19 protein-coding genes are annotated in these 20,198 nt (G+C 46.3%); 15 read left to right on the top strand and 4 right to left on the bottom strand.

What is annotated here, in order from left to right; all coding sequences use genetic code 11:
* The first annotated feature begins 184 nt into the window (after positions 1–184).
* The 14 genes from xerC to O3C58_03840 all read left to right on the top strand — a co-directional run bounded on the left by xerC (position 185) and on the right by O3C58_03840 (position 15,699).
* Positions 185–1,114 (top strand): tyrosine recombinase XerC, encoded by a 930-nt coding sequence (xerC, locus tag O3C58_03905; protein ID MDA0691006.1) that lies wholly within the window; start codon positions 185–187, stop codon positions 1,112–1,114.
* Positions 1,115–1,187: 73 nt separating this feature from the next.
* Positions 1,188–1,712, top strand: a complete 525-nt coding sequence (gene hslV / locus O3C58_03900; protein MDA0691005.1) for an ATP-dependent protease subunit HslV — start codon at positions 1,188–1,190, stop codon at positions 1,710–1,712.
* Positions 1,713–1,770: 58 nt separating this feature from the next.
* Positions 1,771–3,129: an ATP-dependent protease ATPase subunit HslU gene (gene hslU, locus O3C58_03895; protein MDA0691004.1), complete on the top strand. Its 1,359-nt coding sequence runs from the start codon at positions 1,771–1,773 to the stop codon at positions 3,127–3,129.
* Between the two features lie 11 nt (positions 3,130–3,140).
* On the top strand, positions 3,141–4,025 hold the full coding sequence (gene argB / locus O3C58_03890; protein ID MDA0691003.1) for an acetylglutamate kinase: 885 nt from the start codon (positions 3,141–3,143) through the stop codon (positions 4,023–4,025).
* Positions 4,026–4,385: 360 nt separating this feature from the next.
* On the top strand, positions 4,386–5,039 hold the full coding sequence (locus O3C58_03885; GenBank protein MDA0691002.1) for a response regulator transcription factor: 654 nt from the start codon (positions 4,386–4,388) through the stop codon (positions 5,037–5,039).
* A gap of 480 nt (positions 5,040–5,519) precedes the next feature.
* Positions 5,520–6,017 carry a hypothetical protein gene (locus tag O3C58_03880; GenBank protein ID MDA0691001.1) on the top strand — a complete coding sequence of 166 codons (498 nt, stop codon included), beginning with the start codon at positions 5,520–5,522 and terminating at the stop codon, positions 6,015–6,017.
* The gene (locus tag O3C58_03875; protein ID MDA0691000.1) at positions 6,018–7,862 is read left to right on the top strand and encodes a PAS domain S-box protein; all 1,845 of its coding nucleotides are present in this window, start codon (positions 6,018–6,020) and stop codon (positions 7,860–7,862) included.
* Positions 7,863–8,005: 143 nt separating this feature from the next.
* On the top strand, positions 8,006–9,058 hold the full coding sequence (gene hrcA / locus O3C58_03870; GenBank protein MDA0690999.1) for a heat-inducible transcriptional repressor HrcA: 1,053 nt from the start codon (positions 8,006–8,008) through the stop codon (positions 9,056–9,058).
* Between the two features lie 9 nt (positions 9,059–9,067).
* Positions 9,068–9,688 carry a nucleotide exchange factor GrpE gene (gene grpE, locus O3C58_03865; protein MDA0690998.1) on the top strand — a complete coding sequence of 207 codons (621 nt, stop codon included), beginning with the start codon at positions 9,068–9,070 and terminating at the stop codon, positions 9,686–9,688.
* Positions 9,689–9,731: 43 nt separating this feature from the next.
* Entirely contained in the window at positions 9,732–10,553 is an 822-nt protein-coding gene (mutM, locus tag O3C58_03860) for a bifunctional DNA-formamidopyrimidine glycosylase/DNA-(apurinic or apyrimidinic site) lyase (GenBank protein MDA0690997.1), read from the top strand.
* Between the two features lie 155 nt (positions 10,554–10,708).
* Positions 10,709–12,349, top strand: coding sequence for a DUF4080 domain-containing protein (locus O3C58_03855; GenBank protein ID MDA0690996.1), 1,641 nt, complete (start codon positions 10,709–10,711; stop codon positions 12,347–12,349).
* 112 nt (positions 12,350–12,461) lie between these two features.
* Positions 12,462–14,153 carry a dihydroxy-acid dehydratase gene (gene ilvD, locus O3C58_03850; protein ID MDA0690995.1) on the top strand — a complete coding sequence of 564 codons (1,692 nt, stop codon included), beginning with the start codon at positions 12,462–12,464 and terminating at the stop codon, positions 14,151–14,153.
* Positions 14,154–14,204: 51 nt separating this feature from the next.
* Positions 14,205–14,717, top strand: coding sequence for a pentapeptide repeat-containing protein (locus tag O3C58_03845; protein ID MDA0690994.1), 513 nt, complete (start codon positions 14,205–14,207; stop codon positions 14,715–14,717).
* A gap of 34 nt (positions 14,718–14,751) precedes the next feature.
* Entirely contained in the window at positions 14,752–15,699 is a 948-nt protein-coding gene (locus tag O3C58_03840) for a hypothetical protein (protein ID MDA0690993.1), read from the top strand.
* Positions 15,700–15,718: 19 nt separating this feature from the next.
* Here O3C58_03840 and O3C58_03835 read toward each other — a convergent pair whose 3' ends face one another.
* The 4 genes from O3C58_03835 to O3C58_03820 all read right to left on the bottom strand — a co-directional run bounded on the left by O3C58_03835 (position 15,719) and on the right by O3C58_03820 (position 19,376).
* Entirely contained in the window at positions 15,719–16,237 is a 519-nt protein-coding gene (locus tag O3C58_03835; protein MDA0690992.1) for a YSC84-related protein, read from the bottom strand.
* Positions 16,238–16,285: 48 nt separating this feature from the next.
* The gene (locus O3C58_03830) at positions 16,286–16,870 is read right to left on the bottom strand and encodes a BON domain-containing protein (protein MDA0690991.1); all 585 of its coding nucleotides are present in this window, start codon (positions 16,868–16,870) and stop codon (positions 16,286–16,288) included.
* A 323-nt stretch (positions 16,871–17,193) separates the two neighbouring features.
* Complete coding sequence (locus O3C58_03825) at positions 17,194–18,012, bottom strand: ethylbenzene dehydrogenase-related protein (protein MDA0690990.1); 819 nt, start codon at positions 18,010–18,012, stop codon at positions 17,194–17,196.
* A gap of 29 nt (positions 18,013–18,041) precedes the next feature.
* Positions 18,042–19,376 carry a pitrilysin family protein gene (locus O3C58_03820; protein MDA0690989.1) on the bottom strand — a complete coding sequence of 445 codons (1,335 nt, stop codon included), beginning with the start codon at positions 19,374–19,376 and terminating at the stop codon, positions 18,042–18,044.
* 167 nt (positions 19,377–19,543) lie between these two features.
* On the opposite strand from O3C58_03820, the gene O3C58_03815 reads away from it, so the two are divergent.
* A complete protein-coding gene (locus O3C58_03815) occupies positions 19,544–20,179 on the top strand; it encodes a hypothetical protein (GenBank protein MDA0690988.1) in 636 nt (211 codons plus the stop codon).
* Positions 20,180–20,198: the final 19 nt, after the last annotated feature.

The raw sequence follows: 20,198 nt of genomic DNA, 5'->3' as shown, positions 1-20,198 counted from the left end.
AACTACTTGCTAATACCTTTTTGAACTATAGGATGCAGGGATTTCAATTTCTTTGCAAAAAATTTTCTCGTTCCCTTCATTCATGCCCGCGAATTTTTTCCCCTGCCAACCCAAAAAGCCACACTCTTGACTTCTAATTTACGGTAATATAGATTGATACTATTGAAAATAAAGGGGTTGTCAATTGGAAAAGTACATTCAGGATTTCAAGTCCTATCTCCTTGGGGAAAAAAATGCTTCGGTGCATACAGTAAACAGTTACCTCACGGATTTGGGTCAGTTCGTTGCGTTTCTGCATGAGTCTGGGCATGGGGAGTCGACCCTTCACCCGACTAAAATAGATCGGTTGGCTATCCGTTCATTCATGAGTTTCCTTTTTGAAAACTCGGCGTCCGGGGCGACCATGGCCCGAAAACTTTCCACTTTAAGCTCTTTTTTCCAGTTCCTGTGCCGGGAAGGTCATCTGAAAACCAATCCGGCTAAAACGGTCCCATCGCCAAAAAAGGTGAACAAATTACCTTCCTATCTTTCAGTAGACGAAATATTCCGGCTGTTGGAGATTCCCAAAGGAAAAACATTTATGGACTCCAGAGACCGGGCGATTCTCGAATTATTTTACAGCACCGGGGTTCGGATCAGCGAACTGGTCGGAATTCGCATGGATGACTTGCACTTGCCGCAACGAATGGTTAAGGTAAGAGGAAAGGGTAAAAAGGAACGATTGCTCCCTATGGGTCAAAAAGCGGTAGACGCTCTAGCGGCCTATATCGAATTTCGCGGGAAGAAAACTGCCAACCTGAGTCCCAAGCCGGAAGAGTTGTTCTTGAATTTCCGGGGCGGTGGGATCTCCGTCCGTGGAGTTCGAAAAATTGTAGAAAAATATATCAAACAGAACCACTTTTCCGGTAAAATCTCTCCTCATTCGCTGAGACACTCCTTCGCCACCCATATGCTCGATGCAGGAGCGGACTTGCGGTCCATTCAGGAGATGCTGGGACATTCGAGTTTATCCACAACTCAAAAGTACACGCACCTCACCATTGACCGTCTGGCGGAGGCTTACGATAAAGCCCATCCCCGTGCACGGGGCAAAAATCCCGTCCGGCACTCCTGACAGCAGGCGGTCTGCTCACGGAGCGGATATTTATTAATTTTTTTAGACAAAATTCCTTACATAATTTCCTATGATGCACGCAACAACCATTCTTTGTGTCAGACAAAAAAACAAAGTGGCCATGGGTGGAGACGGACAAGTCTCCCTCGGCAATACGGTAATGAAACACAGCGCCAACAAGGTGAGAAGAATGCACCATGATAAAGTCATTGGTGGGTTTGCGGGTTCCACCGCCGACGCCTTTTCCCTTTTTGCGAGATTCGAAGAAAAACTTGAAAAGTTCCAGGGCAATCTGGCGCGCTCGGCTGTAGAACTGGCCAAAGACTGGAGAACGGACAAAATGCTCCGCCGCCTGGAAGCCATGCTCATCGTTGCGGACAAGGAAAAATCATTTCTCGTCTCCGGTACTGGAGACGTGATCGAGCCGGACGACGGTATTCTAGCGATCGGGTCTGGAGGCATGTATGCCCTGGCCGCCGCCAAAGCCCTTGTTGACAATACCGACCTCGACGCCCGAAAAATTGTGGAAGAAGCCATGAGCATTGCATCGTCCATTTGCATTTATACCAATTCAAATTTAACGATTGAGGAATTGTAGTTTTATGAACGAAAGTATTTCCCTGAAAGTTCCTGATAAAAAAATTCCAGATGAATTCATGGCTTCCCTGACTCCTAAAGAAGTCGTCAAGGAACTGGATAAATTCATCGTTGGCCAGAATAAGGCCAAACGTGCGGTTGCCATCGCCCTCAGGAACCGGTGGCGACGTCTGAAATTATCAAAAGAAATGCGCGACGAAGTCGCACCTAAAAATATACTCATGATCGGCCCTACCGGGGTCGGTAAAACGGAAATCGCCCGTCGCCTCGCCCGGCTTGCAAAATCCCCGTTCATCAAAGTAGAGGCTTCCAAATACACGGAAGTGGGTTACGTGGGACGCGACGTTGAGTCCATGGTTCGGGACCTTGTGGAATTGAGCCGATCCATGGTCCGTGATGAAAAGGAAGAGGAGGTTCAGAATAAAGCCCGTGAACACGCCGAAGAGCGTCTGCTCGACCTATTGTTGCCCCCCCCTCCGGGAAGCCCGTTTTCCCAGGGGAACGATAACAGCCGTGACCGGGAAAATGAATCGCACGGAAATACCCGGGAAAAATTCGCCCGTTATCTGAAAGAAGGCCGGTTCGATGACCGAATGGTGGAAATTGACATTCAGGAAAAATCCGCGCCCATGGTCGATGTGATATCCGGTCAGGGCATGGAGGAAATGGGCAATAATATTAAGGATATGCTGGGGTCTATGTTTCCTCAAAAAACTAAAAGAAAAAAACTGAAAGTCCCGGAAGCATTCAAGGTGCTGGCACGCGAGGAAGCTGAAAAACTGATCGACCCTGAAAAACTGGCTGAAGAGGCATTGGAGCGGGCTCAGCAAAACGGCATCATTTTCATCGATGAAATCGACAAGATCATTGGTCGCCAAGGTGCTCAGGGCGGGGCAGATGTTTCCCGAGAAGGCGTACAGCGGGACCTGCTCCCCATTGTCGAGGGTTCCTCGGTAAACACCAAATACGGAATCGTAAAAACAGATCACATCCTGTTTATATCGGCTGGGGCTTTTCACGCCGCAAAACCTTCGGATCTGATCCCGGAGTTTCAGGGAAGATTTCCGATCCGCGTAGAGCTGGACTCCCTCAACAAGGCGGATTTCATCAGAATTCTCACCGAGCCCGACAATGCCCTGATCAAGCAATATGTATCACTTATGAAGACGGAAGGCATCGAAATCAGCTTTTCGGAGGATGCTATTGAGGAAATCGCGGCCATGTCCGCTACCGTCAATGAGCGAACCGAAAACATCGGCGCCCGGCGCCTGCAAACCATCATGGAAAAGCTATTGGAGGATATTTCTTTCGACGCTCCCGACCTCCAGAATAAAACCATTGCCATCGATGCGTCGCATGTGAAAGACAAACTCAAGGACATTATCGAAAACGAAGATCTGAGCCGCTTCATTCTCTAAAAGGACCCCCCGTGGAAAAAAGCATCCAAAAAGCTGAAATCCTGATTGAAGCTCTGCCCTTCATCAAATTTTTTTACGGCAAAACCATTGTCGTTAAATATGGCGGCAATGCAATGGTCTCCGATGATTTGAAGGAGGACTTTGCCCGCGATATTGTTTTGATGAAATATGTCGGCATCAATCCCATCGTCGTGCATGGCGGTGGGCCGCAAATCGGCAAAACGCTGGATGCTTTGGGAATCAAGTCGGAATTCGTTCAGGGGCAGAGAATCACCAATAAGGAAACCATCGATGTGGTGGAAATGGTGTTGGGGGGTAAGGTCAATAAAGAAATCGTATCTCTCATCAACCGCCACGGAGGACAGGCCGTCGGCATCACGGGAAAAGACGGCGACCTGATCCTCGCCAAGCGTCATCGAAAGATTAAAAAATCTGCCGAGACCGACCGGCCAGAAATCATCGACCTTGGCCTCGTGGGAGAAATTATCCAGGTCAACCCGAAAATTCTCGATACCCTCGACAAGGGCGGATTTATTCCAGTCATCGCCCCGATAGGCAAAGGGGAAAATCAGGAGACCCTGAACATCAACGCGGATTTCGTAGCGGCCAGTATAGCGTCCGCCCTGAAGGCGGAAAAACTCGTGTTGATGACCGACACGGAAGGCGTCAAAGACAAGGATCAAACTCTGATATCTGAACTCACTCGCAAAAAAGCATTGAATCTTATCAAGACCAACGTCATTCGTGACGGCATGCTCCCCAAGGTCAACTGCTGTCTGGAGGCGTTGCAAGGAGGGGTAACTAAAACCCATATCATTGATGGACGTATTAAACATTCTCTGCTTTTGGAATTATTCACCGAAAAAGGAGTGGGAACTCAAATCATTGAAAAATAAATCATTCCTTCCTTTCTACCTACAGGCATCCTGAATTGTAGTCATAACTCCTACAAAAAAATCATTATAAAGATGATTGTTGTTTTTCAGGTTCAGCCATCATAATGGCACTCATTTTGTTGATTGATGCAATGTTGGTTTCCTCCATCCGCTTTGCCCGTCAAGAGATGGCACCCCTTGGAGTCAGTCTTTATTTATTATTTCCAAACTCTGAGTTCCAAACAATAAAAACCAATTATTTTTAAAATGGAATTTTAGCCTCTCCGAATCGATCTCTCCTATCAGGAGAAGAAAATTTTTGACGTTGGCTTAACTTGAATAAACGGAGGCCAGCGAGTGTAGTGCTCGTCTGAAAAGAACATGCTCACAACAGAAACAAAAAACATCAAAGTCCTTCTTGCCGATGAGCATCCAATAGCGTGCCAGGGAATACAATGTGTCTTTGAGCACACCCCCGATATAACGATCGAAGAAGAAGTAACAAACGTACCCGACTTACTGAAAAAAGTCGGTGAAACCAAATTTAATATGGTCTTATTCGATATCAGCATGTCCGGCTTCGGCGGTTTGGATGTCCTTAAAACAATTCGGTCGGAACGGCCGGACCTTCCCGTTTTAATATTCAGTAGCTTACCCGAGGACCAGTACGCCTTAAGGTGTTTAAAGGCAGGCGCGGCAGGTTTTTTGCCTAAAACCTGCTCAAAAAAGCAGTTGATCGAAACTATCCGGAAAGTAGCCGAGGGAAGGAAGTACGTTAGCCCCGCTCTCGCAGAGAAGTTGGCTTGCGACCTTGACTTTGACTCGGAAAAACCTCTTCATCAGTCCCTTTCAGATAGAGAATACCAGGTGTTCTGCATGATCGCGTCGGGAAAAACTGTATCGGAAATCGCTACAGAACTTTCCCTGAGCGTCCCCACCATCAGCACCTATAGAGGCCGGATCCTGGAAAAGATGAAATTGAGCAATAATTCCCAACTGGCCTATTACGCCATAAAGAGCGGTCTTATTAACTAATCTGCTCCTTCATTCCCAATCCCTCCCATTGTAGTACTTAATGCTACATTTTTTTCACATTTGGCACGATTGTTACGGGAAATGTATTGTGTTTCAATGAGTTAGTTTTATCGTACTGACCCGTTCTCAATATTTCCAACCAAAAAGAATAAGGACACCTCTAAAAATTAGTTTATTACGGGAAATCGAACATTGCACAAGATTTCTTATATCGGTGGCACGGGCGACCTATCCTTAAATTTAAGGGTAGGTTGCCTGTCCCACTAAAACAAAGCCATCTCCTTAAATTAACGATTAGGAACATTTAGTCTATTTTTAGAGATGCCCATAATAAACAAACCGCTGTATTATTTGCTCACTCATTATTTTTTACAGTTCTAAATGATGTAACTTATTGAAACCTAGCCAGTCAGTGCCAATGCTCATGATTTTTCTTGCCAAAAAACTATAAACCTGCAGACTCGTTTTTAAAGGAATCGAATGGTAAATGAGGTAAATAGCAGCAATCCTCGAGAATTGGCTTTAAAAACTCAATCAAAACACTGGGGTGAAAGGTTATCCCTCCTGCTTTCGCCCAATGTCCGCTTATCCTTTGCCACTATCTTCCTCCTTGCCGCCATTGGCTGGTTTGGGCTGGCGGCTGTCGAGAAGGAGATGAAAAGGAATCTCGCCGCACAGCTTCAGACAACCCTTTTCGCTAACGTAGAAGCCTTAAAAATCTGGGTAGAAGATAAAAAACTGGATGCCCAGGTTTTGGCGGCGCAACCCGAAATCCGGAAAAAAATACTTTCCTTAATCGAACTTGCCAGACATGAGGATTTGAAACCAGAGTTTTTAAGAGAAACTCAGGAACTCATTTGGCTAAGAGAGCACCTTGGCGCCGCATGCAAAAAATACGGTTTTATAGGGTTCGTTCTATTGGACAGCACGGGTTTTCAGGTTGGAGCTCTTTTGGATGCGCCCCTCGGCAAGCGTTAATTGATCGAACGGTCTGATTTTTTCTACCGCTCCCTGCAAGGAGACACGGTTGTCTCTCATCCGCTTGCAGGTGAGGTTGACTTGCCGGACATTCATGGCATCTGGCGGAAAAACTGGCCCACCATGTTTGCTTCCACCCCTATCCGCAACCCTGCCGGGGAAATCGTCGGGGTGTTGTCATTTCGTATTCGCCCGGAGATCGCCTTCACCCGTATGTTGGAAATCAGCCGTTGGGGACAAACAGGAGAAACCTATGCCTTTAACGGCGATGGTCTCATGCTCTCAGACAGCCGATTCATCCCGCAACTGAAAAAGGCGGGACTTCTCCCGAACCAACCCGAGAACCGCGCCATTCTGCAAATGCAAATCCGCAACCCCGGCGGGAACATGATGGAAGGTTTCCGCCCTACCCTTCCTCGCTCGCAACAACCGCTGACGCTCATGGCCGCAAGCGCAACACAGGGAGAAACGGGGGTCAATGTGGACGGATACACCGATTACCGGGGAGGGCTGGTGGTAGGCGCCTGGACCTGGCTTCCGGATCACTTTTTTGGAGTGACCACGGAAATGGATGTGGACGAGGCATTTTCGCCTTTGCAAACCATGAACTACTGGTTTGTTTTAATATTCGGGCTTTTCGCGCTTTCCACTTTTTCCGCCTTTTTATTTCATATCCGCCAGGTTCACACAGAAAGTGACCGCCAAGCGGCTCTGCAAAAAATAACTGAAAGTGAAATCCGTTTCCGCGCAATGATGAACAACGCCGGCGACGCCATCATCACCATTGATGAGTTGGGCTCGATCGAAACCTTCAACCCGGCGGCGGAGAAAATCTTTGGCTATCAAGTTTCGGAGGTGCTCGGTCGCAACATAAAATTCCTGATGCCGGAGCCCTACCGGTCCGACCATGACGGATACCTGCAACGGTATTTGTCCACAGGACAGGCAAGGATCCTTGAACTCAACCGGGAAGTCCCGGGCATGCGCAAAAACGGGTCTATTTTTGACCTGGAATTATCCGTCCGGGAAATTACTGTTTCAGGCAAAATCCGGTTCATAGGGACCGTGAAGGATATCACCGAACGTAAAACGGCAGAAACTAAGCTTAAAACCTACGCTGTTGAACTGGAGCGCAGCAATATAGAGTTGCAGGATTTCGCCGCCATTGCCTCTCATGATCTTCAGGAACCGCTTCGCAAAATCATAATTTTTGGAGACCGTTTGGAAACGCAAATTTCCAATCAGGACCCACAAGGCCCGGAAACCTTGAAACGAATGCAAAAATCCGCTGAGCGAATGCGACGGTTTATTGATGACCTCCTCGCGTTTTCCAAGGTAGCCGCTAAAACAAAAAAATTGGCGCCGATTGACCTGAATAAGCTGGTCCCCCAAGTCGTGGAAGACCTTGATTTAATGATCAAAAAAAGCCAGGGAAAGGTTTTTATGGGGCGTTTGCCCATCATCAGCGGGGATAATTTTCAAATGCGCCAACTGTTTCAAAACCTGATCTCAAACGCTCTCAAGTACCATAAAACAGATGTTCCTCCCGTTATCAAAATAAGGTGTTCTTCGAAAACGGGTGGATTTTATCGGATCTCTGTTGAGGACAATGGAATCGGTTTTGATGAAAAATATACGCATAAAATTTTCAAGCCCTTTGAGCGTCTGCACACAAACGATCAATATGAAGGGACGGGAATGGGTCTCGCTATTTGCCAGAAAATTGCAACCCAGCACGGTGGGGAAATTACCGTCAAAAGCAAACCCTCCCAGGGAACCATTTTCACCATTTCTTTACCCGCCCCAACTTCATCTCCCCTTAAGCAGAAGCATGAACTTGCTTAACCTCAATGAAATCAGTGATTCCTTATCTGGTTAGGATGATTTGATGAAACTTGCTTGTTGTTGACATTACCCCCCTTGACTGCTAATTTATTTAAATAAAAGGTTTAGTAATCAATCCTTCAGGTGAATTCACCAATCAACCCATGGGTAATTTTCAGTTGGATGCCAGAAGGAGATCGGTGCTATTGGAAGTGGTCAACGATTACATCCAAAATGCGGAACCGGTAGGCTCCCGAAGCATCTCAAAAAAACATCCTGAAAAATTGAGCGCCGCAACCATCCGCAATGCGATGTCGGATTTGGAAGAGTTGGGATATCTGCATCAACCCCACACGTCCTCAGGCCGCATCCCAACGGACCAAGGCTATCAATTTTATGTGAATCACCTCCTCAACCCACAAAACTTTTTAAAAGAAGTCGATGGTCAGACCGATGATTATGGAACGGGAAGTCACAATCTTCAGGAGGTTTTAGAAACCGCGTGCGAAATGCTTTCCAAAAATTCGAATCAAACGGGGCTGGTCATGCTCCCGCCTTTCTCTCACACGCTGTTCAAACAGATCGAGTTTATCAAAGTAGCGTCCGATAAAGCCCTTGCTGTGTTCTACTCTGACCTTGGAATTCTGCAAAACAAGATTATTCCTCTGGAAAATGAGACAACGCAGGAGCAACTGACTTCTATCTCTCATTATCTCAATAAGGAGTTCAGTGGGAAATCGATCCAGGCTATCCGCGTGGAGCTTATTTATCGTTTGAAAAATGAGCGGGAACATTATGACCAGTTGACAAAGAAAGCCGTGGATCTTTCCAGTAAGCTTTTTGCGGAAGATTTAGAAAAAAACCCACTCATCGTGGAGGGGGCTTTAAACTTACTGGATCATCCTGAATTCAGAGCCGATCTGGAAAAAATCAAAGGCCTGCTAAAAGCTCTGGAAGAAAAATCCAAACTGGTCAGTCTTTTGGATCATTGCCTCAAACACGATGGCATGACGATCCTCATTGGACAGGAAATTTTGGGTGAAGAAATGGAAGCGTGCAGTTTGATTGCACAAAATTATCAAAAGGGAGACGCTACATTGGGAGCGCTTGCCATTTTTGGCCCTAAACGGATGGACTATAAAAAAATTATCTCACTCGTAAATCAAACCGCAAAAACGGTTTCAAACTTAATATCGCAAAAAGATCTGGAGTATTAAAATAGAATCATGAAAGACAAAGAAACCTTTCCCACCGATCAGGATTTGGATTCAGAAATTCAGGAATCTGAAATAGCGCCATCAGAAATCAATGGAGAAGCAAATGATTATGAAGATGTGACGGAGTCTGAAAAAGATCCTATTGAAATCCTGAATGAAAATCTGCAAAAAAAAGAAGACGAAATTGCGGAACTGAAAAATGAATTTCTACGCTATAAAGCGGAAACCGAAAATTTCAAAAAAAGACTGCGCAAGGAAAAAGAGGACTTTTCCCAGTACGCCAACGAACGTCTGCTAAAAGAGCTGACTCTCATCAACGACAACCTGGAACGCGCCCTTTCCGCTCCCAGCCCCACAGTCGAAAGCCTGCAACAAGGCGTAGAGATGATTCTGAAACAATTTCATTCCTTTCTGGAAAAACAAAATGTGGAACCCATAGAGGCCCTGGGTAAAACGTTTGACCCCAATCTGCACGAAGTCATGTGCCAGGTGGAATCGGACGAACATGAGGAAAACACCGTCACCGAAGTATATTCTAAAGGCTATCAATTGAACGGTCGAATCCTCCACCCTTCAAAGGTCGTGATCGCAAAAGCTCCAGAAAAAAAATCCCCGGAATCATCTGACTGATATGATCAGGAATCCAAGGCAGTCCAATTAAAGGTTTCTGCCCATGCCTGAGCTTCCTGAAGTTGAAACCCTGAGACGCGCCCTGCTCCCTCTGGTAAAGAGCAAAACCCTTCTGCAATTAAAATTTTTCCGCAAAGACATCCGCTTTCCTATCCCGCAGCAGAAACTGCTGGAGGAATTGACGGGCAAAATTATTTCCGACATCACCCGCCGCGGAAAATATTTATTGGTGCATGCCCCCACAGGCGCCATGCTTTTACATTTGGGGATGAGCGGGAGGGTGGTTCGGCACCCGTCCCTGGAACCTGTGGAGAAACACACGCACGCGATTTTCCATTTCGAGCCGGATGTTTATTTACATTTTATCGACCCGCGCCGCTTCGGATGTATCCTGTGGGCACCGAATCATGAAGGCCACCCGCTTCTGAACCATCTGGGCCTGGACCCTCTGGATGGTGAAACAACCACCCCAAAAGCGTTAAAATTAATGGCCAAAAACCGAAAGGCGCCGATCAAATCCTTTCTCATGGATTCCAAACGCATCACGGGTGTGGGTAATATCTATGCCTGCGAATCCCTATTCCAGGCGAAGATCAAACCTATGCGCCACGCAGGGAAAATCACTCTTGCCGAGTGGAAACAATTGATTCCCTCTCTACAAGACATCCTGAACAACAGCATCGCATCCGGTGGCACCACGTTGCGCGATTTCTTCAGCGCCGACAACACTCCCGGCTACTATGCGGTGAATTTGTCCGTATACGGAAAAGAAAACCAGCCCTGCCCCGATTGCAAAACTCCCATCGTGCGGGCCGTCCATTCCGGAAGATCGACATTTTACTGTAAAGTGTGCCAACGAAAATAATCGCGAAGTTTTCTCCGTATCGCCCTGCCCCTTGCTTTATAATTGAAAACGTTCCAAAAATTTAACTTTAACTATGAGCCAGCCCCTTTAAAAAAGGGATTGGCGATTGCAAAAGCCATAAGATATCAACTTCCAGAGGCCCCTGTACAACTCCTATGAAACGATCCATCGGCCTCATTACCCTCAACGCTAAATTCATTCAGACCGCCCTGAGTTTGAGATACCTAAGGAATGCGGCCCGGACTGCAGGCTATCAAAATGTCTGGATTCATGAATTCGTTATCAATCAACCCGTCTGGAAAATCGCCGCCGAGATTCAACAACGCCAGCCTGATATTCTGGGACTCAGCATCTATATCTGGAACCGCCATCAAAGTTTCGAATTGATCGAGCGGTTGAGAAAACAGAACCCGGAACTGAAAATCGTCATCGGCGGACCGGAAGTCTCGTTTGAAAAAGAATTGTCGGATCAATACACCGTCATCTCAGGGGAAGGCGAGAACAAGTGGGTCGAGTTTCTTCAGTATCAACAGCGTAACGAAAACCCGCCAAAGGACGTGTTGGACCGCTGGAACACCTATGGAGTGGATTTGCCGGAGTTGGTTCCTCCTTACCTTGAGGAAGATTACCCGCATTTAAAAAATCGTATCGCGTATCTTGAGACTTCAAGAGGCTGTCCTTACCTCTGCTCGTTCTGCTTATCCGCTCTGGACAAGAAAGTCCGCTATTTTGAACAGGACGACACGAAGAAACAAATTGAGCAGCTGGTTGCGTCGGGAGCCAAACGGATCAAATTCGTTGACCGCACATTCAATTTAAAGCCAAAACAAATGCAGGAGTTGATGCAGTGGCTGACCCGGTTCGAAGGCGCATCGTTTCATTTTGAAGTCGTGGCGGATATTTTAACGCCGGACATTCTGGATTTTCTCGCCACTGTTCCAGAAGGAATGTTTCAATTTGAAATCGGTGTTCAAACGACCGATGACACCACGCAGGATTCGATTCAGAGAAAGCAAAATAATAAAAAGCTGTTTGACGCGATTGCAGAGTTGAGCCGCCAGGACAAAATTCACTGCCACTGTGATTTGATATTTGGTCTACCCGGTGAAACGCTGGAACAAATGCTGGAATCATTTAAACAGGTGCTGGCGTTGAAACCGCATGAACTGCAACTCGGGTTTCTAAAATTTCTGCCCGGAGCTCCCATTAATTCGGAAATAGAAAGACATGGATATCAATATCAATCCACCCCCCCTTACGAGATCATCAGCAACAACCTTCTTTCATCGGACGAGGTGATCTATCTCAAGAAATTCACCGAGGTTTTTGACATGTTCTATAACTCAAAGCGCTTTCGGTATTCCATCGATCACCTGTTAAAAAAATGGGACTCTGTGATACTGTTCGATCGTCTTCTCGTGTTCATGGATGACAATGGCCTGTTGTTCCAGTCCAATTCTTTAGACAAGCAGTATAAAATTTTGCACGACGTTTTTTCCCTGGGAAACACCGACTTGGAATTTGATTTATTAAAACTGGATTACCTGTATTCCCAGCGTATATTTCATCTTCCCCGATTTCTTAAAAGCCGAACGGGAGAGTCCGAGAAGATCAAGCAAAAAACCTGGAAAGTGGACCGCAAATCCCCCTTGATTCCTTTCTGCCACGAAATCCAATGGCACGGGGCTGAAGTTGAATTGATCCCCTCCCCTGCCCCCCAGCACTACGTTATCGCTCATCCGAATGAGGACTCCGGGTACATTAATCGACCTTCCGTCATCCTCGTTAGCGATTGATATCGTTATAATTTATTTTAAAATTTCATCTCAAAAGGTTATGATTGGTGTTCCTAACAATCCTATCCAGCGGAAAGAATCCGTTAATAATTTTTATTTAGAGGAGTTCATCATGTCGGAAAAGGCCACAGGCCCTCTGAACCGGAAAAGCCTTATTATTACGGGGGGGGACAAGCGTTCACCCAACCGCGCCATGCTGAGAGCCGTGGGTTTCACGGACGATGATTTTGATAAACCCATCATCGGCATCGCCAACGGGCAAAGCACTGTTACACCCTGCAATGCCGGTCTTGGCAAGCTGGCCGACATTGCCTCTGGCGAAATCCGGGAAAAAGGTGGCATGCCGCAAATGTTCGGCACCATCACCGTGAGTGACGGCATCTCCATGGGAACTGAAGGGATGAAATGCTCCCTCGTCAGCCGCGAAGTCATTGCCGACTCGATCGAAACCGTCTGCCGGGGTGCAAATTTAGATGCGGTCATCTGCATCGGCGGATGTGACAAAAATATGCCCGGAGCCATGATCGCCATGGCCCGTCTGGATATTCCCGGAATATTTGTTTATGGCGGCACCATCAAACCCGGCCATTTACACGGCCAGGATTTAACCGTGGTCAGTGCCTTCGAAGCCGTCGGTCAATACAGCGCCGGGTCTATCGACCAGGAAGAACTGTTTGCGATAGAAAAACACGCCTGTCCCGGATTCGGTTCCTGCGGCGGCATGTTCACCGCCAACACCATGTCATCGGCCATTGAAGCGATGGGGTTGAGTCTTCCTTACAGTTCCACCATGACCAACGAGGACAAAGAAAAAGAGATCAGCACCGGCCAAAGTGCGGCGGCGTTGTTCCCCCTGCTGGAGAAAAACATTGTCACCAGAGATATCATCACCCGCAAATCGCTGGAAAATGCGATTGCGGTGGTCATGGCCGTCGGCGGGTCCACCAATGCGGTTCTGCATCTATTGGCGATAGCTCACTCGCTGGAAGTGGATTTGAAGATCGAAGATTTTGAAACCATCCGGGCAAGGACTCCGCATTTTTGCGACCTCAAACCTTCAGGGAAATATGTCGCCACCGATCTGCATCAAGCGGGAGGCATTCCCCAGGTCATGAAAATGCTGTTGAACGCCGGCCTGATTCATGGAGACTGCCTGACCGTCACCGGAAAAACCGTGGCGGAAAATCTAAAAGATGTTCCTGATATGCCCGACTCCCGGCAGGACGTTATTTTACCTTTGGACAAACCAAAATCGAAGCAAGGTCATTTGGTCATTCTAAAAGGAAATATCAGCCCGGAAGGTTCCGTCGCCAAGATATCAGGCGTGAAAACCCGCCGCATCGAAGGCCCGGCCCGGGTTTTTAATTCGGAAGAAGAGTCTCTCGACGCTATCCTGAAAAACGAAATCAAGGCTGGCGATGTCGTTGTCATCCGTTATGAAGGCCCCAAAGGAGGGCCCGGCATGCGGGAAATGCTGGCTCCCACTTCCGCCCTGGTAGGCGAAGGATTGGGCGATAAAGTGGCACTCATCACCGATGGCAGGTTTTCAGGCGGCACCTACGGGGTCGTTATCGGCCATGTCGCGCCGGAGGCTCAGGTCGGCGGCATGATCGCCTTGCTGGAAGAAGGAGACACGATTGTCGTCGACATCGACCAACATTTGCTGGAAGTCAAATTGTCTGAGGAAGAAATTCAAACAAGAAAAAATAAATGGACCGCGCCGCCGATCAAATACAAATCGGGTGTCCTTGCAAAATATGCCAAACTGGTATCTTCCGCATCCAAAGGTGCGGTTACTGATTGATCACCCTCGCCCGAATTTAAAAATTCAGGGCGCTATTTTTGAGGTTGCAATGTGGCAGATGAAAATCATTTATCTTTAATCAACAAAGGGGCTGAGGTCTGGAACGACTGGGTAGAAAAAAACCCCGATGTAGTCCCCGACCTCTTTCAGGCGGATCTCCGAGGAAAACAGCTTTCAAAATTTAATCTGCAAAAGGCCAATCTTAAAGAAGCCAAACTGCAATCCTGCAACCTCAACAACGCGGTTCTGAGCGATGCCAAATTGCGCAAGGCAAAACTCCAGGAAACCAATCTGCAACGGGCAAATTTTGAAAACGCGGATCTCAGGGAGGTAAATTTCTTCGAAGCCAACCTGCAATTCGCTAATCTACAAAATGCAGACTTGCGCGGCGCTCTGTTCAGTGAAGAAGTCTTGTTCACTCAAGCAAATTTAAAGGGAACCAATCTTACCGGGGCGACCGGTTTAACTGCGGGGCAAATCGAGTCGGCCATTACCGATAAAACCACGCAATTGCCGGACTATCTGGATGAGGAGATGGAGGACGGTTTTCTTTTACAAATGTGACTCCTTCAACCAAAATTCGAAAATACCCTGAATCATGAGACAGCTCCCCAAGTTTCCCAAACACCTATTTTCGGAAGACGACAGAATCAATTTGTACTATTTACACGAGGTGTTTCAAGGCATCGCAGAAATTGTTTCAATTCGTCTGAAACAAAATATAAAGATCGATGTTCCTCTTTCAGGTGGGATGTGGGGAGGTTCTTATTTGGTCGCCGATGAAAATGGAAAAGCCCGTACCAATGTCGTCCGTCTTTACAATATCGTCAGTCTGCCGCAAAACGGCCCGCTGGATGACAGTTCCATATTTGAACAATTCATGGAGACCTACCATCAAACGGCCAGAACTACATTTAAAAATTACGGGCTGGATTTTATCGACCCCCGGTGGGGAGAACCCATTCCCTACACTAACAAAATTAAGCCCACCACCACCCTGCAAATGTGGGACGCCAGCCAACGGGTGAAGTTTCACCGCGCCTTTTTCGTTTGGAACTCGGCACCCTGGGAAGAGTCCATCGTGTATGACGCCGTCCGCAATATCAAGGTGCTCAAGGAACTTCTCAATATAGACAAGCGGCCCGTCAAAAAAACAAAGGAAGAATTGAAGTTCCTTCTACAGGATGTTTTGATCACGTACTTCACACTGCTGCCAGCTTTAACTCCCGACTTTGCGGAACATGCAAAACCCATCGCAAAAGAATTATTGGAACATTTTTTGACGGGAATGCACGACGAGGAGCTTATTGAGGAACAGTTTCACAAGGTCTACTCCAACGCGTTGGTGTATGGCTATGAAGAATCTCTCGCGGCTCCTTACAAACAGGAGGGTCTGGATATCCAGCAGGTGGAAAACTGGCCGGTTGAAAAAATTAATTGGGTTCCTGAGAAACTCAAAGAAACCTTGTGTCCTTATTTAAGAGATACGTTCACTAAATTCAAAAACAACCTGGAAAAGGAAATAATCAAAAGTCCTTCCCATTAAATTCAACCCTGACTTCCTATCATTCTGTTTTATCCAATTTGGTAAACTTAGAACCTTCCAACGTCAGGTTATACATCAATCCCTTCTGTCCCAAAATAAACCCGACAATGGGGTCTTTAACATTGGTGGTATCCAAAGAATCTCCCATCCCCAGAGTGATCAAGGCAACCGACCCATCAACACCGGCTTCCCAACCCTCGCTGGCTCGAAACTCCTTCAGTGTTTTTTCACTCATGAAAACAAGAATTACCGTCTTGACCTGGGCACCCAGCTGAAACCCGATCGATGCCGCCGCCGTGTTGTAATATTCAACCGACTTGCCATTGATTCGTAGTGCTCCCTCACCATATTCTCCGCCAATTCCAAACCCGGCTTTGTATACTTTCGGAAATACAAGAACACCTTTTGATTTTTTTAACAGGCCTTCACTGCCGTGGACTTCTTTGTGAAAACGTTCCAAAGCAACATCCACACCCACATTGATCTCTCTCGCCGTGGCAGCAGACGAGTGCTCCACTACTATAAGACCAAATAACATTATCAAACCGGAAAGCAGAAAGGCATGAGTTTTAATTTTCATAAAATTTTATTTCCTCTCCCAGATATCAAAATATAAATTTTGATAAGCCGCTTCCGAAACCACTTCAATGTGTTCCGTAACTGACGTTACTCCCTTTGTATCCTTGATGACTTGAAGAACCTTGTCCTTTTCAAATTGACTCTTGGCTTTTCCAATCACATAGACATTGTTTTTAACCGACCTGTAAAAATAATTGACCGAGGTCACGTTTTGTCCAGTTATCAGTTGAGCCTTGATTTTAGTTTCAATCCAGAAGTCATCCACTGTTTGCCCGACACCGCTTTTCTCATCTTCCTTGCCTTTATTCTGTTTTTGATCTTCCTTTTGTTTACGCCGAGCTTCTTTTTCTTCCTTGGTCACTATTTGGATATGATCATAAAATTTCTTGATTCTGTCATCCTGTTTTGCAAGTTTTATCACTTCCTTGTGAACCGCCGAGTCGTCTAAAGTGCCGGTGAGCATGACCCGCTGTTCCCAAACATCGGCACTGACATCGAGAAGAAGGCCTTTGTCTTTATCTGATAAACGATCCAAAATAGACGTATGAATTTTCAAGTCAATTTTTGGTCCTGTCCAGATCGATCCTGCCACACCCGTGCCGCAGTTTCCTGATATACGGTGGCGCAACCACCCGAAATTAACAGTGATAACACAATAAAAAGAGTAGTTAATCGCTTAACAAAAGACTCCTCCATAATGATACGCTCCTAGATTTTTATATAATGAAAATGGTTAGATTTGAACACAGCAAAAATAGGCATTCTAAAAAAGAATACTTATGTAAAGAGCACGGAATAATAAACCCAGACAGCCTTCACGCTATTAGAATAACGAAAGAATTATGACAAGGAAAGCCTATTTGCTATAACTGACGATAAGATAGGAATTTTGGGATCCTACAGAGAATCAACTGATTAGTGGAGGCGTAAAAGAATCCAGCCAATGATTCCTTTCTGACCATTACGTTCATTATTACCTCCGTTCCATACTGCAACAGCCATCTGGGTTGCCCCCTTGAATTGAGCATCTCCGGAATCGGAGTCGGTGAGCGAACGACGAAAAACGACACGCCAACGATTGTTTTTCCATACCCCTTTCCCTTGAACGTTTTGTTCGTCTTGAATCGTCAGGGTGCTGAAACCCTCGGCGTTCAAATCTTCAACAGGGGATGCCCGGTCAGGACGCGCGACCGTCGTTCCTGTCGATGTAAAATCATCCGGCCCGCGTGTACGCTTATTATTTTGATCGCCAATGTCCTTTTCCCAGGCCGCTTTCCACTGCCAGATGTTGACCACCTCATTTTCGCTTCCCATGGTAATCATTGGCGCCTCTGCCGCTGGCTGCAAAGGAAACATGAGGGCGGCCTGATCCGTGTAGCGATCGGAATGACCATAAAAATTATCCTTCGCTGCATCTTCCCATTCCAGAAGAAATGCGATATCCGATCCGTTGCTCACGGCGCTCAGGTTGACTTCTTTCACAGAGGGATTCGGCCATTTGGGATTGGTGATCATTTGCGGCCCCAATTCAAGAGAGATCTTTTTGGGGGCATCCGGAGAACTCCAGAACGTGGCATCAGGACTCAGAGGAAGATCCCCTGATATTTTTAACACGTCAAGAGTGGCGACACAGCTTCCATTTTCAAGGCACTGCTCAACATCGCTTGAACTTGTCCCACAAGCGACGATCAAAATAGTCACAAAAATAACAATCGCGGACTTCCATTGTTTCATTTTAAAATAACCTTAAAATTGGGGAGGCACTAAGAAACGAACGCTGGCAGGCCCTGAAAGGATTCAACAATACCTTCCAGTTCCTTTTTTATTTCTTCTGTGTAAGGACCAACAATGACCATATTGAGGTTTTCGGGGACAAAGATTTTGCGGGCCACATTTATAATTTCTTCTCGGGTGATGGGTTCCACCAGTGCCCATTCTTCATCTGCGGAAATTACCTTGGAATACAGTTGAGCTAATCCGTAGCGCGAGATTTGTTTGCAAGGATCATCCTGGTCTACATCCAATTCGAAAAAATATCTTTGTTTGACAAAATTCAGCTCATCTTGCGAAGGTCCTGTCTCCAATAGTTTTTTAATTTCATCTATCAGAATAGTGGCGACCTGGCAAACTTTTTCCGGCCTCACGTTGACATCGAAGTCCACCGTTCCCGTATCTGAAAAACTGGTGATACGGCAATCCACGGAATACACAAGGCCCCTGTCCTCTCGCAAAGCCCGTTGCAAGCGGGAGCTGAAACCATCGTCAAAGACGCGTCCGATCAGGCAAAGAGGAAAATAGTCCGGATGATTATACGATACCGAACGAAAGCAGAGTTGCAACTGTATCTGGCTGTCCGAGTCGTATTGAAACGCCTGCGCCGGGGATTTTTGATCTTCGTTCAGGCTTTTATTAAAGTGATCGATCGCAATTCCCTCTCCCTTGTCCGGGATCTTTGAAAAATACTGTTTGACCAAATCAAAAAACTCTTCGTGAACAATAGGCCCGGCACCGACAAAGATCATATTGCTGGCATGGTAATATGCATTAAAATATTCCTGGAGCATCTCTTTGTTAATCGACTTTATGGTTGATTCGGTTCCGATGGTAGGCATGGACAAAGAGGATCCCTGATAAAGCAAGCGGCAGGCGATGTTATCGATATCAACATTTTCCCCTTTTTCGTTGAGTTCTTCCAGGCATTCCTCCAAAATGATCTCCCGTTCAAGCTCAATTTGAGGAAATGTGGGTTCGCTGAAAAAGTCAGCAAATAACTCAACGGCACGCTTGATCTGGGAAATATGAGGGCTGAATGCAAAACAGGTGTATTCACACAAAGTGGAAGCGCGAAGTTCGCGACCCACGGTTTCAAACTCCCGGTTCAAGGATAGAGAGTCAGGATATTTCGCATTTCCACGATACAGCATGTGCTCAAGAAAATGGGAGACCCCGTTATTCTGCTTATTTTCAAAACGCAATCCGGCCCGAACGAACAAAGCCATTTCCATGGTATGAAAATGCGGCATTTCGATCGTGACCACGGTCATTCCATTTGGCAATGCTTCCGTAATGTTTCTTAATTCAGCGTGTTTTAATTTCATAAATGGGAAATTCCGTGCCGCAAAGCGGCGGTAAAAATTTGATTATCGATGAAAGTTGTTGAGGAAGGTCATTATCTCATAGTGACTGCCATGTCGTCTAAAAAAGGATCAAATATTTTTTAGCTTTGCACTATTTCAATCTTCACTAAAACCGATATTTTATAGAAATGAATTCTAAAAACTGGGCGGAAAACGATATCGAACGAGGGATAAGCTATCTCGCCGATCACGAAGAACAAGCAACCACCGAGACAATAATACATGCAGGGGAAGACACCACAATTCTCCTGCCTTCCGGGCTTCCTGTCTATGGAGCCAATATCACCGGCATCTTCATGATGGCTCCCTTGCTTTTGTTCATAGCCATCCTGATTTTATTTCCAATACGAATTCTCGGGTCCACCCATGGTCTTTCCTCGTTCACATTGGTACTGGGTTTATGCTTCCTTCTCCTCGGTTGGGGACTCACAAAAGTCATTCAACTCATGCTGAAAAACAGAGATTTGTTTCCCCGCTGTTATTTTGTCACCTTGGGTCTTCAGGGAATTGCGATGCACTTCACCCGGCTGCACTTTCCTTTTCATGCCCCCCGGATGGCAGTTAGGTGGAAAGATATTCAAACGGTGCGGAGAAATAAAATTTTGTTTTTACCAGCCCTGTTGTTTGGAATCCCCAGAGTAACAACCCTTGAAGTCATTTGCTCTGGCGGAAAAAAAATCCTCATCCCCTTTCGCCTTCCCAGGGAAAAATCAGACGCTCTCGCGGATAAAATTGAATTGCTGATTCAACAGAAGATAAAATAATAAATTCCTGCAGACTTTT

The sequence above is a fragment of the Nitrospinota bacterium genome (assembly GCA_027619975.1).
Classification (GTDB): domain Bacteria; phylum Nitrospinota; class Nitrospinia; order Nitrospinales; family VA-1; genus JADFGI01.
The sequence above is the reverse complement of the archived record's forward strand: the minus strand, read 5'-3'. Positions and strand labels throughout refer to the sequence as shown.

Bases quoted from the DNA above. Each gene is read 5' to 3' on its own strand.
- hslV (MDA0691005.1), top strand. From the start codon at position 1,188: ATGCACGCAACAACCATTCTTTGTGTCAGACAAAAAAACAAAGTGGCC.
- hslU (MDA0691004.1), top strand. From the start codon at position 1,771: ATGGCTTCCCTGACTCCTAAAGAAGTCGTCAAGGAACTGGATAAATTC.
- O3C58_03885 (MDA0691002.1), top strand. From the start codon at position 4,386: ATGCTCACAACAGAAACAAAAAACATCAAAGTCCTTCTTGCCGATGAG.
- O3C58_03880 (MDA0691001.1), top strand. From the start codon at position 5,520: ATGGTAAATGAGGTAAATAGCAGCAATCCTCGAGAATTGGCTTTAAAA.
- hrcA (MDA0690999.1), top strand. From the start codon at position 8,006: ATGGGTAATTTTCAGTTGGATGCCAGAAGGAGATCGGTGCTATTGGAA.
- grpE (MDA0690998.1), top strand. From the start codon at position 9,068: ATGAAAGACAAAGAAACCTTTCCCACCGATCAGGATTTGGATTCAGAA.
- mutM (MDA0690997.1), top strand. From the start codon at position 9,732: ATGCCTGAGCTTCCTGAAGTTGAAACCCTGAGACGCGCCCTGCTCCCT.
- O3C58_03855 (MDA0690996.1), top strand. From the start codon at position 10,709: ATGAAACGATCCATCGGCCTCATTACCCTCAACGCTAAATTCATTCAG.
- ilvD (MDA0690995.1), top strand. From the start codon at position 12,462: ATGTCGGAAAAGGCCACAGGCCCTCTGAACCGGAAAAGCCTTATTATT.
- O3C58_03840 (MDA0690993.1), top strand. From the start codon at position 14,752: ATGAGACAGCTCCCCAAGTTTCCCAAACACCTATTTTCGGAAGACGAC.
- O3C58_03835 (MDA0690992.1), bottom strand. From the start codon at position 16,237: ATGTTATTTGGTCTTATAGTAGTGGAGCACTCGTCTGCTGCCACGGCG.
- O3C58_03825 (MDA0690990.1), bottom strand. From the start codon at position 18,012: ATGAAACAATGGAAGTCCGCGATTGTTATTTTTGTGACTATTTTGATC.
- O3C58_03820 (MDA0690989.1), bottom strand. From the start codon at position 19,376: ATGAAATTAAAACACGCTGAATTAAGAAACATTACGGAAGCATTGCCA.
- O3C58_03815 (MDA0690988.1), top strand. From the start codon at position 19,544: ATGAATTCTAAAAACTGGGCGGAAAACGATATCGAACGAGGGATAAGC.